This is a genomic window from Acinetobacter sp. 197 (assembly GCF_048148385.1).
GTDB lineage: Bacteria > Pseudomonadota > Gammaproteobacteria > Pseudomonadales > Moraxellaceae > Acinetobacter > Acinetobacter pecorum.
This window is the reverse complement of record NZ_JAYWZK010000011.1, coordinates 1-21,332: the sequence shown is the minus strand read 5'-3', so window position 1 is coordinate 21,332 and position 21,332 is coordinate 1. Positions and strand designations below refer to the sequence as shown.

16 protein-coding genes and 1 other RNA gene are annotated in these 21,332 nt (G+C 37.6%); 14 read left to right on the top strand and 3 right to left on the bottom strand.

The genetic code is table 11. From position 1 onward, the window contains the following. Positions 1-114: 114 nt before the first annotated feature. From ssrA to VXQ11_RS11630, 11 genes are all read left to right on the top strand, one after another. Positions 115-473: a transfer-messenger RNA gene (gene ssrA / locus VXQ11_RS11680) on the top strand. Positions 474-656: 183 nt separating this feature from the next. Continuing rightward, a complete protein-coding gene (locus VXQ11_RS11675) occupies positions 657-1,796 on the top strand; it encodes a tyrosine-type recombinase/integrase (RefSeq protein WP_168406609.1) in 1,140 nt (379 codons plus the stop codon). Positions 1,797-2,407: 611 nt separating this feature from the next. Beyond that, complete coding sequence (locus tag VXQ11_RS11670) at positions 2,408-3,616, top strand: hypothetical protein (RefSeq protein ID WP_416706098.1); 1,209 nt, start codon at positions 2,408-2,410, stop codon at positions 3,614-3,616. Positions 3,617-3,812: 196 nt separating this feature from the next. Further along, positions 3,813-4,564 (top strand): IS5 family transposase gene (locus VXQ11_RS11665; RefSeq protein ID WP_416706097.1). Its coding sequence is split into 2 segments (ribosomal slippage): positions 3,813-4,047 and positions 4,047-4,564, totalling 753 coding nucleotides; the frame shifts between segments, so codons are not numbered across the junction. 206 nt (positions 4,565-4,770) lie between these two features. After that, positions 4,771-5,658, top strand: a complete 888-nt coding sequence (locus VXQ11_RS11660) for a YagK/YfjJ domain-containing protein (RefSeq protein ID WP_416706096.1) — start codon at positions 4,771-4,773, stop codon at positions 5,656-5,658. Between the two features lie 449 nt (positions 5,659-6,107). Next, on the top strand, positions 6,108-7,142 hold the full coding sequence (locus tag VXQ11_RS11655; protein ID WP_416706095.1) for a DUF932 domain-containing protein: 1,035 nt from the start codon (positions 6,108-6,110) through the stop codon (positions 7,140-7,142). A gap of 150 nt (positions 7,143-7,292) precedes the next feature. After that, entirely contained in the window at positions 7,293-8,357 is a 1,065-nt protein-coding gene (locus tag VXQ11_RS11650) for a YqaJ viral recombinase family protein (RefSeq protein ID WP_416706094.1), read from the top strand. Between the two features lie 175 nt (positions 8,358-8,532). Beyond that, the gene (locus VXQ11_RS11645) at positions 8,533-9,432 is read left to right on the top strand and encodes a hydrolase or metal-binding protein (RefSeq protein ID WP_416706093.1); all 900 of its coding nucleotides are present in this window, start codon (positions 8,533-8,535) and stop codon (positions 9,430-9,432) included. 95 nt (positions 9,433-9,527) lie between these two features. Beyond that, entirely contained in the window at positions 9,528-9,758 is a 231-nt protein-coding gene (locus tag VXQ11_RS11640) for a helix-turn-helix transcriptional regulator (protein WP_005096077.1), read from the top strand. A 72-nt stretch (positions 9,759-9,830) separates the two neighbouring features. Beyond that, the gene (locus tag VXQ11_RS11635; protein WP_416706092.1) at positions 9,831-10,415 is read left to right on the top strand and encodes a class I SAM-dependent methyltransferase; all 585 of its coding nucleotides are present in this window, start codon (positions 9,831-9,833) and stop codon (positions 10,413-10,415) included. Further along, on the top strand, positions 10,408-11,427 hold the full coding sequence (locus VXQ11_RS11630) for an HNH endonuclease domain-containing protein (protein ID WP_416706091.1): 1,020 nt from the start codon (positions 10,408-10,410) through the stop codon (positions 11,425-11,427). The genes VXQ11_RS11635 and VXQ11_RS11630 overlap by 8 nt, the downstream gene beginning before the upstream one ends. Positions 11,428-11,488: 61 nt before the next feature. Here the strand turns inward: VXQ11_RS11630 and VXQ11_RS11625 are convergent, their stop codons facing one another. Both VXQ11_RS11625 and VXQ11_RS11620 read right to left on the bottom strand, forming a co-directional pair. Continuing rightward, on the bottom strand, positions 11,489-12,103 hold the full coding sequence (locus VXQ11_RS11625) for a hypothetical protein (RefSeq protein ID WP_416706090.1): 615 nt from the start codon (positions 12,101-12,103) through the stop codon (positions 11,489-11,491). Next, on the bottom strand, positions 12,103-13,107 hold the full coding sequence (locus VXQ11_RS11620) for a hypothetical protein (protein ID WP_416706089.1): 1,005 nt from the start codon (positions 13,105-13,107) through the stop codon (positions 12,103-12,105). Before VXQ11_RS11620 ends, VXQ11_RS11625 begins: the two co-directional genes overlap by 1 nt. A 197-nt stretch (positions 13,108-13,304) precedes the next feature. On the opposite strand from VXQ11_RS11620, the gene VXQ11_RS11615 reads away from it, so the two are divergent. From VXQ11_RS11615 to VXQ11_RS11605, 3 genes are all read left to right on the top strand, one after another. Then, on the top strand, positions 13,305-16,067 hold the full coding sequence (locus VXQ11_RS11615; RefSeq protein WP_416706088.1) for a type I restriction-modification system subunit M: 2,763 nt from the start codon (positions 13,305-13,307) through the stop codon (positions 16,065-16,067). 1 nt (position 16,068) lies between these two features. Continuing rightward, positions 16,069-17,292, top strand: a complete 1,224-nt coding sequence (locus VXQ11_RS11610) for a restriction endonuclease subunit S (protein ID WP_416706087.1) — start codon at positions 16,069-16,071, stop codon at positions 17,290-17,292. Between the two features lie 72 nt (positions 17,293-17,364). Next, positions 17,365-20,505 carry a type I restriction endonuclease subunit R gene (locus VXQ11_RS11605; protein ID WP_416706086.1) on the top strand — a complete coding sequence of 1,047 codons (3,141 nt, stop codon included), beginning with the start codon at positions 17,365-17,367 and terminating at the stop codon, positions 20,503-20,505. 30 nt (positions 20,506-20,535) lie between these two features. On the opposite strand, the gene VXQ11_RS11600 is transcribed toward VXQ11_RS11605, so the two are convergent. Next, positions 20,536-21,306: a TIGR02391 family protein gene (locus tag VXQ11_RS11600; RefSeq protein ID WP_416706142.1), complete on the bottom strand. Its 771-nt coding sequence runs from the start codon at positions 21,304-21,306 to the stop codon at positions 20,536-20,538. Positions 21,307-21,332 lie beyond the last annotated feature (26 nt).

Genomic DNA, 21,332 nt, shown 5'->3' with positions numbered 1-21,332 from the left:
GGCTTGAAAAGTAAAATATTAGCGCAATAATGTAATTAAGCGCATCAAGTTGTGTAAATGTTCAGAAAAGGCATCGTAATTTTTGACATTTATGCTATGATTGCCTTGTACTTTGGGGGTGTTTCTGGCTTCGACGCTGGTGATGAAACTCATAGATGCATGCCGAGAGCGCATTTTCTCTCGTAAATCAAATTTGCATTTTTTAGTCGCAAACGACGAATCATACGCTCTAGCTGCCTAAGGGCAGCTTGTCCGCCTCTCCGAATACTTGTGGTTAGAGAGTCCGACTGAAGCGCACGCACACAAGTCCGTATAAAGCCAAGCCTCGGGGCTTTGTACTAAATTAAGAGGATCGCGATTTGTATCCTGTTCGTCGGGTCACAAAGAGTTAAAACAATAGACGATATCTAAGCATGTAGTATTCTCGAGCGTAATGCTGGCGGACGCGGGTTCAACTCCCGCCACCTCCACCAAAATTCTTTCCGAAGTAATCCATCGGAATCTAAAAAAGCCTTTAAACTCAATGTTTAAAGGCTTTTTTTTTATGCCTGTTTGTCCGATATAGTCTGATCCCATTTGACCCCATATTTGCTCTTTGTGGGTAAATATTGGGAAAATTTACCCAGAAATTAATACATCAATTATGGGTAATCGACATGCCACTTACAGATACTGAATGCAGAAAAGCACAGCCGAAAGATAAACAGTATCGTCTTTCGGATTTACATGGTTTATCCCTCATCATTACCACCAAAGGTCAAAAATATTGGAATGTACGCGTCACTGTCCATGGTGAACGTAAGTCTGAATCGCTTGGCCCATATCCAGATTTAAGCTTAAAAAAGGCAAGGGAGCTTGCATATGAGCTTAAGTATCGATACTCACGTTCAGTATTGCATGAAGACTTAAAGCCCTATTTCAAAGAAGTTGCAGAAGATTGGTTTAATAATCAAAAAGAAACCTGGTCATCCAAACATATCAGTAATGTGCGAGCTTCATTGGATGAGCTTTATATTGCTCTTGCTAATAAGCGTATTAATCAGATTCAGGCTCCTGAGATTCTGCAAATCATTAAGAAGATTGAGGCAAGAGGCTCGCTTGAAATTGCAAAACGTACCTTATCTCGTTGTGGGATGGTCATGAAATACGCTATTGCCCATGGATACCGCTATGACAACCCGGCAGGTGATTTAGTTTATGCCCTCAAGAATAAACGGGTCAAAAACTTAGCTTCGCTTTCGGCTTCTGAAATGCCTGAATTTTTAAGAAAGGTAAGAGCATACCCAAGTGATGCTCAAACGCACCATGCCATTATTCTGATCATGCTGACAGGCGTTCGGGTTAGTGAGTTGCTGCAAGCACGCTGGGAAGAATTTGATCTGGAAGGACGTAAGTGGGATATCCCTGAAGAACGAATGAAGAACAGACTTCCGCATCGTGTACCGTTGACGGACATGATGATTGCTGTGCTTCAGGCATTAAGACTTACTCATAATCAGGAGCTGCTTTTTCCACATCGTTTAAATAACAAAGAACCGATGCGTAGCGAATCTATTTTAGCGGTAATCAAACGTTCAGGCTATGCAGGTCGGATGACCACACATGGTTTTAGGTCGCTATTCAGTACAGTCGTAAACGAATCGAATCTATTTAATCCAGATGCTATTGAGCGCCAGCTTGCCCATGTACCACAGAATAGAATTCGCTCGGCCTATAACCGAGCACAGTACTGGGATGAGAGAGTAAGGTTGATGGAGTGGTACGGAGAGCAAGTGAAAGGGTGGATGGCTCAGTAAAGAGCCTTGCCTTCATCATCACACATTTCAAGTAAATACGATTCATTAATCAATTCTTCAAGCATTTCACTCTCACTTTTGTTTTTAAAATTGGCAAGTTTTTTTAGCTCGGCCTTTGCTTTTTTAGAGCCTATCTAGTATTAATTTTCATCTGAAGTTTGTCCAATTTTTAGTTTGCTAAATCCATTTTTTTCATTAAAAAACCGCTGCTTCGGAAAGTCTTAGAATAAGCCAAATACAATTGTATTTGGCTTATTTTTTGGTTTGAATATTTAAAATAATTAATTAAAAATTTAGAAAATTTTATTGTTAAATATAGTAAACTTCAAAAAATAGCTTCTGACTTAAAGTACTTCATTCTTACTTTTTGTATAAGGAAAAATATTTTAGAATTTAAAATATATAGAAAAATCTTAAGACAAATAAATAAAATAAATACCAAAAAAAGAATTTAATATGGAAAATATTAAATTCTTTAATTTTTTTTATATAAAAATATGTTTTTTATTAAAAAAATAAGGTATTAATAGACATTAATTTATCTAAATTATACAAATATACGGTTTATAAATTTATTATTTAATACTTATCTTATTGAATTGGTGGTGATTTTGAGGGTTAAACTAGATATTTTGGTTGATGAAATAAAAATTATTATGCGTGAGTTGCATCAAAATATGCATTTCTACGACACTAGGAGTACAAGATACTCGGCAAGTTCAAGTATCGAAAATTTTCAAAAAGCTGAAAAAATTGAAGTATTCATAGCTTACATCATGCATTACAAGAGTGACTTGTTTCGGAGAGCACCTTCAAGAAGAGCTGAAACTTTCGCATTTGATTGTACAAACCTATCTAGTGTATTTATTCCTTATGACTTTTTTGAATACTCTTGTGGAAATAGGCAAGTTTTTTTTTATGGCTATCAACGCTATAGTCTAAATTTACAAATGTTTGTAAATTTATTACATGCACAAAATTCGGAACATAAAACTGCTATATGGATAAGAGATCAAGTGGGTTCCTATGGAAATACTCCTACACATTTGCTCACTGATGACAAACTTTCAAACTCCACTAGAGAGAATATAAACTTATTTGTAAATACTTTAAGATCAACCTTAACGAAAGTAGAGCATGAAAAAAAGTTAAAAGTTTTAATTAAGAAAACAAATACAAAATTTCGTGACTATAACAACTATATAGATGAAATTTTCGATAAATATGGAGATTTATCATTTGTTTGCGTAGAGTTGAGTTTAGGTGCTAAGGGATTAAATACAACAACTTTAGGGAATGCAGCTATCTTTGAAGCAGATAGTCCATGTATAAATTTAGCAGAGTTTAAAGACAAATTTTTAAACAATGCGCGAAATGTAGACCCTTTGAGTAGGATGGTAGGTTATATCGGGAAATGGGAATGGTCGGTTATTAAATGTGGACTATATTTTCGTATTATATTTATTTTTCCTACTTCTGAGCTAGGTGATATGAATGCTCTTCAACATGAAATAAATTTCTATTGGTGTGAGAAAATTACATTTGGTCATGGCCTGTGTCATCATGCTCCTATTGCGGTAGCACCAGCAAAATTTAAGAAACCGTATTGTCATATTAAAAAGAGTAATGTGAAGGAAAGGGAAGCTTTTAAGGAAAGAGCAGTGGGCTATATTACAAAATCTGAAAAATTCTACTATCCAGTAGAGCTAAAGAATTTATTGAATAGCCTAAAAACTGAGAAAGTATCTGAACGAGAGTTGAGTTTAACCTTTCGATCAAAGTCGAAAAAGAATAAGTTAACTTTAGCTTCAAAAAAATGATGAATGATAAGGGTGGGCTGGATTGTGTTTCTTATGATCGTTAGCCCCCCCATGTTCTTGAGCTATTCTCTTAATGGGTTTTTATAATTATATTTAATATTTAATTTAATATATCTAGGGCGTGTCCTCATTTGAAAAATTGGTTTTAAATACTTAAAATCCTCCTTTAAGCTCTTTTGATTTCTATATTTTTTCAATGGCACGTACTCTTCTCACCGATGATATCTGGCAGCAAATTCAAGATACTATGCGATTACACGGTTGTTACTGTTCAAAGAATAGTAGAAATATCATGGAAGCGATCTTATGGAAACTGCGTACAGGCGCCACATGGCGTGATATTCCTCAAGAATTTTGTCCTTGGCAAACTGCTTACAATCGCTTTAATCGTTGGGCAAGCAAGGGATTGTGGGATAAATTTTTTTTAGATTACGAGGCATCTTGGATCAAGAATGGGTATTCATTGACGGAAGCTACATACGCGTGCATCAACATGCAAGTGGAGCTCGGCATGGTTTCGAAAGAGCAATTGGACAATCACGCGGTGGACGAACAACAAAAATACATCTTGCAACCGACGCGAATGGATTACCGATTGATTTTAAAATCACTGAGGGTGACGTCCACGACAGTCAAGTTGCAAAACAACTGATTGATACGGTAGACGAGGCAACTTATCTCATTGCTGATAAGGGGTATGATGCTGAGCACATTAGAATATATGCCAAGAACAAGAATATGATTCCCATTATTCCATTGAGATCAAACAGTAAGAGATCGAATAAGGAATTTGATAAATATCTATATAAATTAAGACATTTAGTTGAAAATGCTTTTGCGAGATTAAAACATTTCCGTGCTATTGCAACTCGATTTGATAAACTGGCACGCAATTATAAATCTATGATTCGTATAGCCTATATATTTATTTGGTGCAAAGCCAAATGAGGACACACCCTAATAAGAATTTAAAAATATCTAATCTATTCATTTCCTTACATAGAGATTTACCATTGAACTGGTCTCACTGCTTATGGCTAGCAGTGATAGATAAGAAGCTCATAAAAAAATACATAGCATGCTTAGGTATGATTAATAACCTAAGCGTGATGAGCATGTTTGATACTTCATTATTTTACAATGAGTCCTATGTGATGACTCAAATTGATCTTTTTATAAGAAAAATCCCTTACCAAGGGATTTTGTTAAAAGAGTTCAGGAAAACTCTATCTGAATTAATTGCACCCTTTAAATTTCATGATAAGCCAGAACTATCTTATTGCCTATCTATTAAACTATTTTCCCATATAGTTGCTTTAATTGATAGAAAGTTAGAACTAGATGGATTTGGTATAAATTATAATAAAATTATAGGCTTAGATGATAATTTAACTAAAGCTCTTATTGGAGGTATAAAGGACCAAGGATCTGCTCTGAAGGCAGATACAGAAAAGTTAAAAAGACAGGAAGTCTTAAACCGTGAGTCTTTAAAAGAATATGTAAATCAACTTACACAGCATTATGCAAAATTGCTTTTTGTGAGAGTGGATCTTTATTTTGATGAGGAGGGAGCAATAGACGTATCAATGGTTGAATATGCTCAATATATGAAAACCTTGAGAAATAGAATATCCAATAAGGATGGTTGTTTTTCTGATTTACAGGGATATGCCTGGGCAGTAGAGCAAGGCGAGCAGCGAGGATACCACTGCCATTTACTTCTTATCTACGATGGTCACAAGCATCAAAATGACTGCTACTTAGGTTTAGAAGTGGGTAAGTGTTGGCAAAAGCTTCTCAATGGAAAAGGGACTTTTTTTACATCCAACTATCCGGATTATAAAGCCAAATTTAAAGATGCTGGTTCTTTGGGAGTGGGAATGATTCATCGTAATAATGCCAGTGAAGTAGCTAATGCAATCAATGCGGCAATGTATCTCGTGAACCCTGAGAAAACCAATCAATTTTTAAAAGTCAAATTACCTAAAATGAAAACATTTGGGACAGGTCAATTTAATGTTAGCTGGAGAAGAGGAATCTAAAGCTAAATTATTTCAAATATATAACATCACTATGAATGTCATGGCTCTTTTACTTTGAGCTATTAGATCAATGAATTTTAAGCCTGCCTTCAAAAGCAGGCTTTTTCGTTATTTGGAGCTATATATTATGAAGCAATGCCCATCTTGTAATTCTAGTCAGATCAGCTTGATTGAGATCAAGTCACGAGTGCCAGCAGTATCCGATGTTTCAACTTTACTGACTTCTCCTACCACAATGTCAGCATTAGGGGTAAACCTAATTCGTTCAACCAATCTACCCCCAGTTATTGGGGCAATTGCAGGGATCGTTATTAGCGGGATGTTTATGGTGTTAATGAATGATGAAACTAATCAACCTATGTACTATTGCCATTCATGTAAAAACCATTTTGATGCCAATTTACGTCAATCCCCTCAAGTCTATAACGGATATTAAAAGGAGACTAACTATGGCACATCAACTTGAACAAATGGCTTATGTCGGTGATACCCCTTGGCATGGCTTAGGTAATCAACTCACTCAAAATCAGCCGATTGAAGTCTGGGCCCAGCAAGCAGGTATGGATTGGCGCATCGAATCCTCGAATGTAAGTTACATGGCACAGAATGAACGTGGGCAGAGCATCATCATGCCGTATGAAGAACAGCGGGTACTGTATCGTTCCGATACTCATGCTCCCTTGTCTGTGGTCAGTCAGCGTTATCAGGAAGTCCAGCCGATGGAGATTCTGGAGTTCTACCGGGATCTGACCGAGCAATCTGGCTTTGAGCTGGAAACCGCAGGTGTACTCAAAGGTGGGAAGAAGTTCTGGGCATTGGCACGTACCGGGCAATCTACGGCACTCAAGGGCAAGGATGTCAGTAATGGCTATATTCTGCTGGCGACTGCCTGTGACGGTACACTGGCGACTACAGCACAGTTCACCAATATCCGGGTGGTATGCAATAACACCTTAGCGATTGCCTTACGTGGACAGAGCAGCAGTGCGGGTGTGGTCAAAGTCCCGCACAGTACCAAGTTTGATGCGGACAAGGTCAAACAACAATTGGGTATTTCAGTCCGTGCATGGGATGAACACATGTATGAAATGAAACAGCTGAGTCAACGTAAAGTCACTCAAGGTGAGGCAGCAGCTTTCTTTGATGCAGTGTTCAACAATACCAGCATGAGTGTTGCCGATCAGGAGGAGAACATCATTCAATTCTATCGCAATATCGCTACTCCAACTCCAGCCAAAGAAAAGCCTGAACCGAATGGACGTGCCATGGCTAAAGTCATGGACATGTTTAATGGACAAGGTCGTGGTGCAGAACTCAGCTCAGCCAAAGATACTGCTTATGGTCTACTGTGCAGTATTACAGAGTTTGCCGATCATGAACGTCGTGCCATGAGTACCGATCATCGTCTCGATTCTGCTTGGTTTGGTGCAGGTGCTGCATTAAAGCAGCGTGGACTGGAACAAGCACTTCGCTTAGTGGTTTAAGTTTCATTTAAGCTAGTGCTATTACAATAATGGTCAAGGGTCATGTAGATGATCCTTCTCCAGTGAAAATCCCCTTTTGCCACATCTCCAGATGTGGCTTTTTTTATGCCGAAAATTTTTACAGACCTCACTCTTTATAAGGATCAGAGCATGAATCAGATTGCACCGATAAATATCCCTCAACGAACTCATTTCCCAATTCCGAATGAGAGCAATGAATCAAATACAGCCGCTAAAAGAACAACGACTGCCAAGCGTTTAGCCAATACTAAAAATATGGATTACCAGGAATGGCTGGAAGTACGTAAGCAAGGTATTGGCAGTAGTGATGCCGCAACCGCCTGCGGCCTCAACCCTTACATGTCGATGCTGGAACTTTGGATGATCAAGACTGGTCGAACTCAGCAGAATGTTGATGATGACAGCTCAGGCATTGCACCGTTGTATTGGGGCAAACAGTTAGAGCCGCTGGTGGCTGAGTACTATAGTCTGCACACCAATAATAAAGTCCGTCGGGTCAATGCCGTGCTTCAGCATCCCGACCCAGACAAAGCTTTTATGTTGGCAAATCTGGATTATGCGGTGGTGGGGAGTGATGACGTCCAGATCCTGGAGTGTAAAACTGCCGGAGAGCATGGTGCCAGGCTATGGCGAGATGGTGTGCCGTTGTACGTGCTGTGTCAGGTGCAACACCAACTTGCAGTGACAGGCAAGCAGGCAGCGCATGTCTGTGTTCTGATCTGTGGACATGAAACCAAGATCTTTAAAGTCAGCCGTTCTGAATCAGTCATTCAACACATCATTCAGGCAGAGCGTTATTTCTGGGAGTGTGTAGAAAACGATACACCGCCATCAGTCGATGCCAGTGAATCCGCAGCCAAAGCCATTCTGCAACTCTATCCAGCGCATGTACCCTTGACTGTTGAAGATCTCTCGCAAAATGAAAATGCCAATTTGATGTTCGATCAGCTCATCAAAATGAAAGAAGAAATTCAACACAAGCAGGAACGTTTTGACCAAGTGAAGCATCACATCCAGATGCTGATGAAAGATGCTGAACGAGCCACCTTTGCTCATGGCTCGGTGGTCTGGAAGAAAGCCAAGGACTCCATCAGTCTGAATACCAAAGCATTACTTCAGCATCAGCCTGAACTCATTGAGCTTTATCCACTTCAAAAGCAGGGTAGTCGTCGATTCAATATCTATACCGACTAAGTCTGTTTCAGCCCATTCAAATAGCGATACACAAAAACCGCTCCCCGCCCTCCATTCGCTAGGAATAGAGGGCAAACGGTCGCGGCTTTTGTAGCGAGCTATATACATATTTCTTGAATCAGGTGATCTGCATAAAGCTGGATGATCTGTACAAAATCAAATTGAGGAAAATAAAATGATTAAAGGTTTAGCGATTACACCACCGGCTCTGGGGCGTATCAGTATTGGTCGGGTAGTAGAAAAGAATGGAAAACGCCTACCTGAAAAAGATGATCAATTCACCATTACGTCCCAAATCCAAAGCAAAGAAGGATGGGTGAAACATCCACTGGATGAACAGCTTCGAGCCAATACACCTAATCAAAAACTCAGAACTATACCCGTCCGAATGATCTTCAATGATCCTGACTTAAACCTACGTGCAGAATACAGCCTATTTGACCGCCAGACTGGACGGCCAGTTTGTGTCGGCAACGGTGAAACCTGCCAGCGCTTAACCAATCAAGGCGTAGAGCAGCATCCTTGTCCATCGCCAGATTTATGTCCTCTGGCACAAGGCGGCAACTGCAAACCTTATGGACGTTTACATGTGAACCTGGATGACTCGGATGAGTTTGGCACCTTCATCTTTAGAACTACGGGCTTTAACAGTATTCGGACTTTGGCTGCACGGCTGAGTTATTACCATGCAGCTTCAGGAGGCTTATTGTCTTGCTTGCCTTTGCAACTCACTTTAAGAGGCAAAAGCACCACACAAAGCTATCGTCAGCCGGTGTATTACGTGGATCTGACTTTACGGGAGGGCATTAGTCTGAATGATGCCATTACTCAAGCCAAGCAAATTGATGAACAGAGCAAGCAGGCAGGGTTTTATCAGGAGGCTTTGGACTTTACGGCAAGGAAGGGTTTTGCGAATGCGCGATTTGAAACGGATATAGAGGAAGGATTGGATGTGCTGGAAGAATATTACCCTGAACAAGAACAAAACCGGGTGATGGAGCAACAAGCTTCGCCTGAAGAGTTTGTACAGGATATTCAGCAGGGGTTGCATCAGAGTGTGAGAGCGGTGAATTAAGCCAGAGGAGAGAAGATATCTAACGTTAAATTTTACAGACCAGCTCTATTATTTGAGCGAATAGCCGCTCGCATCAATGATTAGGAGCTAGCTTCATGAATGCGTTTATCGGTCAAACATTTCAAATGAATCAACTCATCAGTATTAAGCAGGTCGTAGAATTTGTCGGTGTGGGGCGTTCTACCATCTACGAGATGATGGATGAGGACTCACCCTACTATGATCCAACTTTTCCAAAGAAAGTTAAAATTACTCAAAATCGTATTGGCTGGTCAGCTTATGAGATCCATCAATGGATTGAAAGTAAGTTGGCGAGTCGAGAATAAGGGATGCTATTAGCTCCCTTATTTTTTTGTTTTCTTGTAGACTGAAAATGTCTTTTAGCCTAAGTGTCGGTAATGAAAACAATAGACTACTACAATAAGCATGCAGAAGAATTTACAGCTTCAACGTTTGAAGTTGATATGGAAAGCCTATATCAGCCATTTTTAGCTGAGTTGCCCGAAGGTGCTCGGATTCTTGACGTTGGCTGTGGTTCAGGACGAGATACTCTGGCTTTTAAAAATAAAGGCTATCAAGTTGAGGCAATAGATTATTCTGCCGAGCTGGTTAAGAAAACCAAGGAGCTGACCGGCATTGAAGTACGTCAACAAAGTTTCTATGAATTAAATGAGAGTGAAAAGTACGATGGTATTTGGGCCTGTGCTTCTCTTTTACACTGTGACAGAGATTGTTTGCCTGAAGTGATGGGGCGCATATTCAAAGTACTAAAGCCCAATGGTGTGTGTTACATGTCTTTTAAATATGGCAATACAGACCGTGAGAAAGATGGGCGTAGCTTTACTGATCTAAATGAGCAGCAAGCGCATGACTTACTTAAGCAGATTGATCAAGCTTTACTGTTACAACAATGGATTACGATAGATAAACGTGCAGATCGTGATGAAAAGTGGTTAAATCTACTTTGGAAAAAGCATGCCTGATTTTATTCCTACAGCACAGCAGCAGCTTAAATTCCTAAAGAATATCCAATTAATACTGCAGTCTGGCAGTTTTAGTAGTACCTATAAATTTGCTTTACTGATTAGCCTTAGCCGATTGGCTATTGAAAAAGGTGAAGACTCAGGTGAGAGCCTATCACTTGAGTATGCAGAGATTGCAGAAAAGTTTATCGAGCTGTATTGGAAGCAGGCTGTACCGTATGTATTTAACGATGCAGGACAACTGATTTTAAATCAGAACAATGGTAAGCAAGCTGCCATTGTAAACCGAATCATTGAGCTTCGGCAGAGTTACTCATCTCTTGGGCTGTTAAGACGAGACTCACTGGTATGGTTAAAGTTAGTTAAAGATGTCGCTCGCACTCTAAAAGACATGCCAGTTCGTTACTTACAAAACATCAATGGTCAAAATTTTGAGTTTTTATATCAGCTTGACCAATGTGGAAAGCAACTCCTCCTTTTACCCCTAGTTATGTATTGCTTACGACAATTTAGTGAAATTATTGAAGAGTTATGTCAGAAAGGTTGGATTGACTATATCCGTAAGAACAGTAGTAATGCACCGATTTTGAATCAGTTACCTAACCTTGAACAATTCATGTTTGAGCCAAGTCGTAACCAATTAAATGCAGTGGCAAATGTCTTAGTTGAGTTACAAGACTGCAAATGTTTCTACTGCAATAAATCGATGCGGAAAGGTAGTTATGCCGTTGATCATTTTATCCCTTGGTCAATGTATCCATCGGATACAGGGCATAATTTTGTGCTTGCGGACTCAAGTTGTAATTCTAAGAAAAGTAATTTACTGGCATCAGATGAGTTTTTGCATAAATGGCAGGAGCGCAATGAAGAACACGATTTGATTATTGTGGATCGGATCTCAGTGCTTGGTTTTCTGACAGATAAGGAGCGGTCGCATAAAGTGGCGGAGTGGGCTTATGCACAGGGAAAAGAAAATAATTATTTGATGTGGTTTTGGGGATCAATTGATTGAAGTTAATATGCATAGTCGATAATCATAAGGTGTAACCCCTTGCTCCTATCAGTGGATATATTTAATGGTCTTTATTTGAATCAGATTTATTATTTATCAACCAGTGCAAAGTTGTGGCAACTGAATTATAAATATTGAAAATAAATGAGCTGAGTTCGCAAAATAGAAAAGTAGTACCTGCTGCTAAGAATGTAAGAACTAAATAGTTAGTGTATTTATAGATGTCCCTTAGGGTATCTATTTTAAAAGTATCGTTTCCTAAACTTAAATTTAGGTCTTTAAAAAAATATATAATAAATAATAAGAAACTGAAGATTATAAAATAAATGAATACTCTAATAAATGTAAAATGAACTTTCTTAAAAAAAATTAGCCCAGATTTGTTATCAGTGTATTCAATCATTTTTTTTTGTAAATCTAAGGGAGTTATTGTACAAAATATTGTATATCCAGCTACTAAAAAACCTAATGTTGCAAATAATGATGAAAACAAGAAAGAAACCAACTCATTAATTTTAGTGTAACTTGTTTCAATGCTTACATCATTAATTGTAAGGATGAAGAAAAAGAATAGGCCGAGAGAGATTGGAAAAAACCTATTAAAATTTGACAAAGGTATAGCTTTGGATTTTTTATAGATCTCACGAATATTTTTTTCTTCCAATAATCCGTTCATCATTCGGTCTCATTCTCATGGATTATCATAACCTTATTTGTATCAATAGTATTTAGAATTTCTTGGGTTTCCTCATCTGTGTGCTTGACTTTAATTTCTTTGGACTGAATTAGTTTTTTGAAGGCTGAAAACATATGTATAACGGTAGCAAAAATATTATTTTGAACGACATCAATAGTTGTTTGAATTTTAACATCTTCATTGTCAATTTTTAATTTTTTCCCAGAGGCGTCAGTACCAAGAAGTATAATATTTTGGTTGCCTTGTATAGTTGCTTTATTAGCTTCTTTCGCAATAACTTTTTGGTTTAAACCTTCGTTATTAGTAATTTCAAATTTTCCTTGACCTCCAGCTTCATCTGAAGTTTCTTGCATTTGACGGAACATATCCTCTCCATCAATTTCAGAGTTACGATCATTGAGAATAAATGTAACTTTTTTCAACTTATTGAATAAGTATATATTTTCACTTAAAGTTTTTTGGTTGGTCAGTGGAGTCAGTGTCAGCTCAACAATTGGGAATTCTTTTAAAAAGGGATTTCTTTCTTCTTTTGGTAAACTATCTTTATAATTAATTTGTTCATTTCTTAAAAAATATGACAATGTGCTTCTAAAATTTTCTGGAGTTGGAGCATATTTTGTTTCAGCAGCATAAAGTAATCTATGGTTGTTTAAAATTAAAGCAAAAATTGCAGAAGGTGCCGAATCAAGTTTTTTCTTATCTTTTACTAGTTTTCCAGTTGCAGCACGATACTGCTCACGTTCAAGTTTGGTCTGTTTAACAAATCGGCCAACTAAAGCAAGAGTATCCTTTTCCCCTAGGATATCGTCACCTAGATTCACCAATGAAACTTCATCAAAATAGAAATTACTTTTGCCAGCTTTTCGATTTTTGTTTTTGAAAAATGAAGGCTCCACAACTTCTTTATATAAGTCTAATAAATTGTGATCCCCAAATTTACATACTAAATTTGCTATTTCTAAGTTTTTTTCTAAAGTTGCCATATGGTGAGTGTCATTCAAGTTAAATGCATGAAAATATTATATTAAATTTAATTAAATATAAAACACTTTAAAATTATAAATATTTCTTATTTGATGGTTCTTATTGAGAATACCCCCCAAATCAACGACAATACAGGCATCATAAGCCTTCTGGTCATTAAAGGCTTTAACCTTATTTAAGAACTGTAGACAACCCTATGAACAAGCAACAACTCGCTTCCAAAATCTGGGAATCAGCCAATAAAATGCGCTCAAAGATTGAGGCAAATGAATATAAAGACTATATCCTAGGGTTCATGTTCTACAAATTCTTGTCTGATAAAGAACAAAGCTTTTTAGAAGGCAATGACTTTGCACAATCAGATATTGAAGCACTGACAGAAGAAGATGTTGAAACAGTAGAATTTATTAAAAATGGTATCGGTTATTTCATCGCTTATGATGACCTATTTTCAACATGGCTTAATAAGGGCTTAGACTTTACCGTTGCTGATGTTCGTGATGCGCTTTCTGCTTTTTCACGCCACATTCATAGCTCTCACAAAAAAGTGTTTGATGGCATCTTTAAGACATTAGAGACAGGTCTGAGTAAGCTTGGCGATAACTCAAATAGCCAGACCAAAGCGATCAGTGATTTGTTGCAACTGATCAAAGTAATTCCAATGAACAACAAGCAAGACTATGACGTGCTTGGTTTCATTTATGAATACTTAATTGGCTCTTTTGCTGCAAATGCAGGTAAAAAAGCAGGTGAGTTCTATACACCGCATGAAGTTTCAGTTCTTATGTCTGAAATCATTGCGCATTATTTAAAAGATCAGCCTGAAATCAAAATTTACGATCCAACAAGTGGTTCAGGGTCATTACTGATTAATATTGGTAGCTCTGTCGCGAAGCATGTTAATGATGCCAATAAAATCAAATATTACGCACAAGAGTTAAAAGAGAATACCTATAACTTAACCCGTATGAACTTGGTGATGCGTGGTATCTTGCCTGCTAACATTGTGGCAAGAAATGCAGATACTTTAGAAGATGACTGGCCATTTTTTGAAGACAACGATCCAATCAATACTTACGAACCACTCTATGTAGATGCAGTAGTATCGAACCCGCCATATTCACAAGCATGGGATCCTGCAAATAAAGATGCAGACCCTCGCTATAAAGAATTTGGTTTAGCCCCTAAAACTAAGGCGGATTATGCGTTCTTGTTGCATGATTTATATCATTTAAAACCAAACGGTATTATGGCGATTGTCTTACCACATGGCGTGTTGTTCCGTGGTGGTGAAGAAGAGCGTATCCGTACCAATTTAATTAAGAAAAACCACATTGATGCGATTATTGGTTTACCTGCAAATATTTTCTTTGGTACAGGTATTCCAACGGTCATTATCATTTTAAAACAACAACGTCCAACCACAGATGTGTTGATCGTTGATGCGTCTAAAGGATTTGTAAAGCAAGGTAAAAATAATCATTTACAAGCGTCGAATATTAAGAAAATTGTCGATGCTGTGATTGAACGTAAAGATGTTGAACAGTTCTCACGTCTGGTGACGCAAAAAGAAATTCGGGATCAGGGCTATAACCTGAATATTCCTCGTTATGTAGATTCTTCAGCAACGGCTGAAACATGGGATATTTATGCCACCATGTTTGGCGGTATTCCTAAAAAAGAAATTGATGCACATGCTGCATATTGGAAGGCATTCCCACAGTTACGCCAAGACTTATTTACCGAAAGCGAAACGCCTTATGTCAATTTGGCGACGACTGAAATTAGTCAAGCGATTCACAGCCATCAAGATGTGAAAGGCTTTGTGACTCAGTTTAATACTGCATTTGCTGATTTTAAGGATTACTTAAAAGGCGAGCTCATTGGCAAAATGGAGAGCTTGCATATTGCTCAACAAGAAAATGTTTTAAGTAAAGACATCTTTAAGCGTTTAGCCGATATTCCACTGGTAGATAAATATCAGGCTTACCAAGCGTTAGATGATCAATGGCAAGGTATTGCAGGTGATTTGGAGATTATTCAATCTGAAGGCTTGGATGCTGCTAAAATCGTTAATCCAAATATCGTGATTAAAAAGAAAGATGGTAAAGAGCATGAAGTACAAGAAGGTTGGGTAGGCTATGTATTGCCATTTGATCTTGTACAGCAGCGTTTATTGTCTAAAGAATTGGAAGCTTTAAAAGCGAAAGAACGTGAACTTGCAGAAGCGAGTGCTGAAATTGAGTCTTTGATGGAGTCATTATCTGAAGAAGATAAAGACTATTTATTGAATGATAATAATGATGCCTTTGTTGTTGCTCAAGTAACCAAAGCTATTAAACAGGCTTATGCGGATGTAGAAACACCTGAGACTATTACATTGGGCGATTATTTGGAGTTTATTGGGGCTAAGCCTGCTCCAAATAAAGCAGCTAAAGTTAAATTTGTTGAAGATCATCCAGAAGTAAACTGGTCAAGCATAGAAGCCAATAAAGATGGGACGTATGGAGTTGGTAAGATCAATGCTTACTTAAAGTCTTTACAATCATCAATTACTTTTGATGAAAATACCTTAGAAGCGACATTAGTAAATGTTGATGAATTACTTACTTTAGAGAAAGAGTTAAAAGCTCAGATCAATGAAGATGCTAAAACACTTCATCTTTTAACCAAAACAACCATTGAAGCTCTAGAAGAAGCGCAAGTGAAAGCGTTGTTAGAAGCGAAGTGGGTTGAACCGATTGTTTCTGCGATTTTGGCATTGCCGAATGAAGTGATTGAGCATCTGACCGATACGGTACAGGCGTTGGCAGATAAGTATGCAGTGACCTATACAGAAACCACGCAAAAGCTGACAGAAGCAGAGCATAGCCTTGCAGATTTGATTGATGACTTAACAGGTGATGAGTTTGATATGAAAGGCTTGGCACAGTTTCAAGCATTGTTAAAAGGGGTGTAATGTGGAAAAGCAAAAATGCCCTGAGATAAGATTTAGTCAATTTAAAGAAGCATGGTTTGAAACTACATTAGGGGATGTTGTTGATATTGTGGGTGGCGGAACACCTGATACCAATGTTCCTGAATTTTGGAATGGTGAAATTGATTGGTATTCACCAACAGAAATTGGTAATAGTGTTTATGCCAATGGAAGTGTTAAAACAATTACCAAATTAGGTTTAAAGAACAGTTCTGCAAAAATACTGCCTGCGAAAAGAACAGTTCTTTTTAGTTCAAGAGCTGGTATTGGCGATATGGCAATTCTTAATAAGGATGCGGCGACTAACCAAGGATTTCAATCATTTATTGCTAATAATATCGATGTCTATTTCCTTTACTCAATGGGATTTAAAATTAAAAAATTTGCATTGAGTAAAGCATCAGGTTCTACATTCTTGGAAATTTCAAGAAATCAACTTGCTCAAATGGAATTTTTGGCTCCATCAATTGATTCAGATGAACAAAAGCACATAGGTCAATTTTTCCAACACCTTGACCAATCTATTGCTTTACATGAAAAGAAGTTGGCTCAAACGCAAAACTTTAAAAAAGCGATGTTAGAAAAAATGTTTCCGAAACAGGGGAGTAAGCGTCCTGAAATTCGTTTAAAAGGGTTTAGTGGGGATTGGGAAAAGAAAAAATTAGAAAATGAAGTAGAGTTTTTTAGTGGATTAACTTATTCACCAAATGACATTACTGATAAAAATGGAACTTTAGTATTAAGATCATCAAACGTACATGATAATCAGATTGTTACTGAAAATAATGTATATGTAGATAATGAAGCCATTAATGTTCAGAATGTTGAAGTTGGAGACATTATAGTTGTAGTCAGAAATGGTTCAAGAAACCTTATAGGTAAGCATGCTGTTATCAATGAAAAAATGGAAAATACCGTTATTGGTGCTTTCATGACAGGAGTGAAAGCATCTAATCCATATTTCATTAATGCTTTATTTGATACAAATTTGTTTGATGTCGCTGTTAGTCGAAATCTAGGCGCTACTATTAATCAGATTACTACGGGAATGTTTAAAGAAATGGAATTTAGTTTTCCAAATGAAGATGAACAGATTGCAATAGGTCAGTTTTTTCAAAAAATTGATGAAACATGTCTATTGCTAAAGCAACAGCTGCAAACTTTAAAAAACTTAAAACAAGCATTTTTAGAAAAAATGTTTGTTTAATCACTGCTATATCCCCCTTTATTTAAGGGGGATTTTAGAATCTAAATACTGACTTTATAACACCAAACAAATATGACTTTTAAAAGCGAAACAGCATTTGAACAAGCACTCATTGACCTCCTTTTAAAAAAAGGTTGGCAAGATGTCATTAAAAATCCAACGGAACAGGATCTCATTAATAACTGGGCAGAGATTCTCTTCCAAAACAACCGAGAGATTGATCGACTGAATAATCAGCCTTTAACTCAAGGGGAAATGGCTCAGATTATTGAACAAATCAATACGCTACGTACACCGTTTGCCCTCAATGGATTTATTAACGGTAAAACGGTATCCATTAAACGTGACAATCCAAATGACGAACTACATTGTGGTAAAGAAGTCAGCTTAACCATTTACGACCGTCAGGAAATTGCCGCAGGTAAAAGCCGTTATCAAATTGCGCAACAACCGAAATTCCCAACCAAATCTAAAATATTAAATGACCGTCGTGGCGACTTGATGCTCCTCATTAATGGTATGCCAGTTTTTCATATCGAGCTAAAACGCTCAGGCGTACCTGTCAGTCAGGCAGCACACCAAATCGAAAACTATGCACGTTCGGGCATCTTTACAGGTTTGTTTGCATTGGTACAAATCTTCGTGGCAATGAACCCAGAAGAAACTTGGTACTTTGCCAACCCGGGACCTGATGGGACATTTAACTCAGACTTCTATTTTAATTGGGGTGATTTTAATAACGAACCTGTGAACTATTGGAAAGATATTGCGGGGAACCTGCTTTCTATACCAATGGCACATCAAATGATTGGTTTCTATACCATTGCTGATAAAACCGATGGTATTTTAAAAGTCATGCGCAGTTATCAGTGTTTTGCTGTGCATGAAATCACGGATCGGGTGGCAAGTATTGAATGGGATGGCCGAGATCGTTTAGGTGGGTATATCTGGCATACCACAGGATCTGGTAAAACCATGACCAGCTTTAAAGCAGCCCATTTGATTGCGCTGAGCAAAGATGCAGATAAAGTTATCTTCTTGATGGACCGTATTGAGTTGGGTGTGCAGTCACTTGAGCAATATAACAACTTTGCTGAAATTGAAGACTTTGTTCAAGCCACTGAAAATACCCATGCTTTGGTGAGTAAACTCAAAAGTAAAAATCCAAATGAAGTCTTGATCGTAAGCTCAATTCAAAAAATGAGTAATATCAAAGATGAAGATGGCGGTTTAAATGCACATGACATTGAACTGATCAACAAAAAACGAATTGTCATCATTGTAGATGAAGCACATCGCTCTACATTCGGTGAAATGCTGATGACCATTAAAGATACCTTCCCACAAGCAGTATTCTTTGGTTTTACAGGTACACCAATTCAAGAAGAAAACGAAAAAAATATGAATACCACGGCAACGGTATTTGGCAATGAATTACACCGTTACAGCATTGCAGATGGTATTCGAGATAAAAACGTTTTAGGTTTTGACCCTTATTTGGTTTCAACCTATAAAGATGCCAAGTTGCGTGAAGCGGTTGCGCTTGATGAGGCTAAAGCCAATACGGTAAAAGAAGCTTTAGATGATCCTGAGAAAAAAGCAGTCTATCAACGCTTTATGGACAGTAAGCAAGTTGCAATGGCAGGACATATGGATAAGACAGGTAAATACATAAAAGGGATTGAGGATTACCTGCCAACGTCACAGTATCACCGTACAGAGCATCGCAATAAAGTGGTCGAAGATATCAAAGACAATTGGGTGCAGTACAGCCAAAATCATAAATTCCATGCCATGTTTGCGACCAGTAGTATTCCTGAAGCGATTGAGTACTATCGACTGATTAAAAAGGCGATGCCAGAGCTAAAAGCAACGGCTTTGTTTGATCCAAATATTGATAATAATGGTAATGCTGCCTTTAAACAGGATGGCTTAGTTGAAATTATTCAAGACTACAATGCACTTTATGGTGTGGACTTTAGTTTAGCTACTCACGCCAAGATGAAGAGAGATATTGCAGATCGCCTATCACACAAAGAAGCCTATAAACGCATCGAAAATACGCCTGAAAAACAGCTTGATCTGTTAATTGTGGTGGATCAAATGCTGACAGGTTTTGACTCAAAATGGGTCAATACGCTGTATTTGGATAAGGTATTGGAATATGCAAATCTGATACAAGCTTTCTCACGTACCAACCGCTTGTTTGGCAAAGATAAGCCATTTGGCATTATTCGTTATTATCGTCGTCCGCATACCATGAAGCGTAATATCGATGCTGCGGTAAAATTATATTCGGGTGATAAGCCATTGGCTTTATTTGTCGATAAATTGCCAAGCAATTTAAAAAACATCAATGACATCTTCGAAAAAGTTGATAGCGTATTTAAAAATGCCAATGTATCTAATTTTGAGAAGTTACCAGAAGACGATCAGTCCTGTGCTTTATTTGCAAAACTGTTTAAACAACTCAACGAATATCTTGAAGCAGCTAAAATTCAGGGCTTTAAATGGGATAAGTCAAGTTATGAGTTCGTTGATGAGCATAAAAAGAAATTTACCATTCAATTAAAATTGGATGAACAAACCTTCTTAGTTTTGGCACTACGTTATAAAGAATTGTTCTTGAATGGTGGTAATGGTGGTGGATCTGGTGGGGGTAACATACCTTTTGAAGTAGAAGGCTACTTAACAGAAATCGATACGGATAAAATCGATTCCGACTACATGAACAGTCGTTTTGATAAATATCTGAAAGCACTGCGTAATGGTGGTTTAGAGCTTTCTATTGAAGATGCTTTAAATGAATTGCATAAGAGTTTTGCAATGCTCAGTGCCGAAGAACAGAAGTTTGCTAATATCTTCTTGCATGATGTACAGAGTGGAGATGTGACTCTTGTTGCTGGTAAGTCGTTCAGGGATTACATCACTGAGTATCAATTCCAAGCACAAGAAGATGGAATTCATGATCTTGCAGAAGCATTAGGACTAGATGAAACGAAGTTAAGACAATTGATGAATACTCAGGTTACTGTAAATAACATCAATGAGTTTGGACGTTTTGATGAGCTTCTAACATCAGTGGATAAAGTCAAAGCAAAACAGTATTTAGAAGCTAAAGATGGAGCAACCATTCCTCCCTTCAAAGTAAATATTCGAGTGGATGCAATGTTGCGGAAATTCATCTTAAGTAACGGCAAAGAATTAGCATAGAGATATAAGACAAGGCCATATGGCCTTGTCTTATTTTAACTCTCTTATTATTGCTTCAGCTTCTAGTAGATATAATTCATTGATCAACAGAAACTCTCGGTATTGATGAATTAAGTTTTCTTCTAGTTTTTCCCTATGGGTACGAGCATTTCTAAAAGCTTGATAAGTACCCAAAAATAGGTTGGCTCGACCTACAACTTCAGATTTGTAAGGTACAAGCCAAGTTAAGGGCGCATTTGACATATTAAAAGCTTGAGAAAAAAGTTTAGTGCTGTGCTCTTTAATCCCTGTACGTGTACGAACAATGTCTTCAAGTCGTTTATATGCTTTTGTTAAAGCAGAGTCAGGATCTTGCTTGAAGAGTAAAGCTAGATCGAAAATCCTGTCATCAATAATCGAGTAGGGTAGTTCTAGCGGATAATAACGCTTTAGATTGGATGCTTGATTTACTTCGTTTTCGAAGGGATAGATATAGTCATGTAATCTAAGAGGACGAATGATTTTTCCCTTGAAAATTAAATCAATATCATTGTCGTTTAGTGATGAATTATTCAATTTATTCATCATTTTTGGCTTAATAAGAATTTCTTCGGTTTCGATGGTATGCTTATTTAAGAGAGTGAGTGCTGTAGCTAAACCTTTGGGCCCTTCACCAAGATAACCGGAGGTGAAACCTGATCGGATGACATAATAGGTTCCAGAATCATCTTTAAGTAGAAAGGCATGCACTTGGTCATTTGTAAGAAGTAAAGAGGTGGTCCCACATGTTTGAACAACTAAAAGCGTATTTATAAGTGATATTCCGCTCTAGTTAAGCCACCTTGTTT

Bases quoted from the DNA above. Each gene is read 5' to 3' on its own strand.
- VXQ11_RS11615 (WP_416706088.1), top strand. From the start codon at position 13,305: ATGAACAAGCAACAACTCGCTTCCAAAATCTGGGAATCAGCCAATAAA.
- VXQ11_RS11660 (WP_416706096.1), top strand. From the start codon at position 4,771: ATGACTCAAATTGATCTTTTTATAAGAAAAATCCCTTACCAAGGGATT.
- VXQ11_RS11625 (WP_416706090.1), bottom strand. From the start codon at position 12,103: ATGAACGGATTATTGGAAGAAAAAAATATTCGTGAGATCTATAAAAAA.
- VXQ11_RS11605 (WP_416706086.1), top strand. From the start codon at position 17,365: ATGACTTTTAAAAGCGAAACAGCATTTGAACAAGCACTCATTGACCTC.
- VXQ11_RS11645 (WP_416706093.1), top strand. From the start codon at position 8,533: ATGATTAAAGGTTTAGCGATTACACCACCGGCTCTGGGGCGTATCAGT.
- VXQ11_RS11630 (WP_416706091.1), top strand. From the start codon at position 10,408: ATGCCTGATTTTATTCCTACAGCACAGCAGCAGCTTAAATTCCTAAAG.
- VXQ11_RS11640 (WP_005096077.1), top strand. From the start codon at position 9,528: ATGAATGCGTTTATCGGTCAAACATTTCAAATGAATCAACTCATCAGT.
- VXQ11_RS11650 (WP_416706094.1), top strand. From the start codon at position 7,293: ATGAATCAGATTGCACCGATAAATATCCCTCAACGAACTCATTTCCCA.
- VXQ11_RS11620 (WP_416706089.1), bottom strand. From the start codon at position 13,107: ATGGCAACTTTAGAAAAAAACTTAGAAATAGCAAATTTAGTATGTAAA.
- VXQ11_RS11655 (WP_416706095.1), top strand. From the start codon at position 6,108: ATGGCACATCAACTTGAACAAATGGCTTATGTCGGTGATACCCCTTGG.
- VXQ11_RS11635 (WP_416706092.1), top strand. From the start codon at position 9,831: ATGAAAACAATAGACTACTACAATAAGCATGCAGAAGAATTTACAGCT.
- VXQ11_RS11675 (WP_168406609.1), top strand. From the start codon at position 657: ATGCCACTTACAGATACTGAATGCAGAAAAGCACAGCCGAAAGATAAA.